At 65.7% G+C, this 1,928-nt stretch carries 3 protein-coding genes, 1 tRNA gene and 1 pseudogene; 3 read left to right on the top strand and 2 right to left on the bottom strand.

Annotated elements, in window-relative coordinates; genetic code table 11:
• Positions 1-119, bottom strand: a pseudogene (locus tag B7L68_RS08265) (DUF72 domain-containing protein); the annotation flags it as partial.
• Positions 120-137: 18 nt separating this feature from the next.
• A complete protein-coding gene (locus tag B7L68_RS08270) occupies positions 138-425 on the bottom strand; it encodes a hypothetical protein (protein WP_081247185.1) in 288 nt (95 codons plus the stop codon).
• A gap of 138 nt (positions 426-563) precedes the next feature.
• On the opposite strand from B7L68_RS08270, the gene B7L68_RS08275 reads away from it, so the two are divergent.
• The 3 genes from B7L68_RS08275 (at position 564) to B7L68_RS08800 (ending at position 1,477) form a co-directional block, all read left to right on the top strand.
• Positions 564-869 (top strand): hypothetical protein, encoded by a 306-nt coding sequence (locus tag B7L68_RS08275; protein ID WP_081247186.1) that lies wholly within the window; start codon positions 564-566, stop codon positions 867-869.
• A gap of 55 nt (positions 870-924) precedes the next feature.
• Positions 925-1,323, top strand: coding sequence for a hypothetical protein (locus B7L68_RS08280; RefSeq protein WP_081247187.1), 399 nt, complete (start codon positions 925-927; stop codon positions 1,321-1,323).
• A gap of 30 nt (positions 1,324-1,353) precedes the next feature.
• Positions 1,354-1,477: transfer RNA gene (locus tag B7L68_RS08800), tRNA-Ile, on the top strand.
• Positions 1,478-1,928: the final 451 nt, after the last annotated feature.

Genomic DNA, 1,928 nt, shown 5'->3' on the forward strand with positions numbered 1-1,928 from the left:
AAGCGGTAGAAGGAGGCGTTGAGCTCCACGGCGTTGAGGCCCGAGTTGGCCGCATACCACCTCAACCCGTCCGGGTTCCAGCCGTACATCCAGCCGCTGGTCCCCACGTAGATCTCCACGGCCCTAAAGACGCCGAGCTATTTGAGGCTTCCGGCCGCGTGAGACCAGCCTAGGTAGAAGGTGGCCGGATAGGTCGCCGCGGCCGAGGCCGCCAGGCGCGGGCTGAAGAGCTTGACCTGCTCCTTGGACCTATCCGGTCTATACGCCAACGCCCCGATGGCCCTCTCGTCGCCCGCCACCAAGACCTCGTCGCCCGGCCTGAGCTCGTACGCCTCTAGGCTGTAGACGCGGCCGCCGGGGACTATCCCTATCACCGACACGGGGAAGAGCTCGTGGGCGGGCTCCGAGTAGAGGCTACGCCTCATCAGACGCGATCTAGGGGTCGCCGCCAAGAGCTCGGCGTAGTTCCCCTCTCCTCTCGCCGAGGGGCTCCACGACGAGGTCCTTCGACGGTAGGAGAGCTGTTGGTCTCCTACCTTCTCACTGCGCTTCTTCTAGTCGCCGTGGCGTTGTTCGTCCAGAGATCCGTCAAGGGAGTTGCCATGCCCCGTAGGATGCTCGTCATGAGGGCTACCGTGGGCGAGGCGCTGGACGGCGTTGATAGAGGCGAGGCGGAGAGGAGGATGGGCGTGCAGATTCTGACAAAATCCCGCACGCTCTCCAAGTTCAGCTCCGTGCTCATAAGGGGGCCTATCGACGAGCTCCCGTCTTGGGGTGAAGGCGAATATGTCGATCCTCTCGCCGGTGTTGGCGAGGTATTCGCCGAGAAGGACTATGTCAGCCGAGGCGCCCACCGTTCTGCCGCCTAACACCACGGCAAATGCGAGGGGCGACACATAGGCGGCCGGCGGGGCCTTTAGGCGTTTGGCCGCGTTGAAGAGCATCGCCGACATGGCGAGCAGGACGGCCACGTCGGATGTGAGGGCCGATGTGAGGCCGGCGGCGAGGTATATCAAGAGGGCCGCCAAGGGGAGGCTCCTGACCTTGGACGATGTGGCGGACCCCACAAGCTCCATGGCCCCGACTCGGATACGCCCTATGACCATGGCGCCGAAGAGGGCGACCACAGCGGAGCTCACCAAGAAAGACCTCCTCGATGCGCCCCAAGCCCCACCAGCGCCAGGAGCTCCAGGAAGGCGGGCACGTCGGGCCCATAGGGATAGACGCCGCGACGACCACGATGCCGGCCACGAGGAGCGGCTGGACGTCTATGTAGGCATCGACGCCGCCCTAAAAAACGTGACGGGGCCGCCGCGCGGATAAACTTTAAATGTGCCCCACTTCAACGGACCGGGGGCCGTAGCTTAGCTAGGTAGAGCGCCCTGGGACTCAGTCCCGGCCAGTCCCGCGTAGGGCTCATAAAGGGCGCCCGGCCCGAGTAGCCGGGAGGCCCCGGGTTCAAATCCCGGCGGCCCCATCCACCGAGCTCTTCCGGCCATCGTCGGCGCGGTCCGACCGGACGTTGGTCGATTCCGCATGTCGGCCGCCGTGGCTCCGTGGCTCCACATGTCAGCTAAACTCGACATGTCGACCCAATATCGGCTAACGCACAGCGATCTCCGCCAGCCTCAAGAGGTCTGCCGCGGTTGCCTGTTAGCCGAGGCACCTCTCTGATGTCGCGCGTAGATGCGGTGCGATGTACCCGCGTCGGCGGACTCGGAGAAGCCCAGGGGGCCGACGGCGCGCCGAGGCCGTCGAGGCGCCGGTCGGATATCGGACGTAGCGGGAGCCGGCCGCTTGCCCCCGCGGTCTGTCGACGACTCGATCTGCGGAGCGCCGCCGGGGCCGCTGATCGGCGGCTAAGCTTTTAACCGGCCTCCCGCGGCCGCTAGTGTCGCCTGAGTCGTTGACTAGGCTTGCCTACGTCA

Origin of the sequence: Thermoproteus sp. CP80 (assembly GCF_002077075.2) — an archaeon.
In the GTDB taxonomy this organism is placed as follows: domain Archaea; phylum Thermoproteota; class Thermoprotei; order Thermoproteales; family Thermoproteaceae; genus Thermoproteus.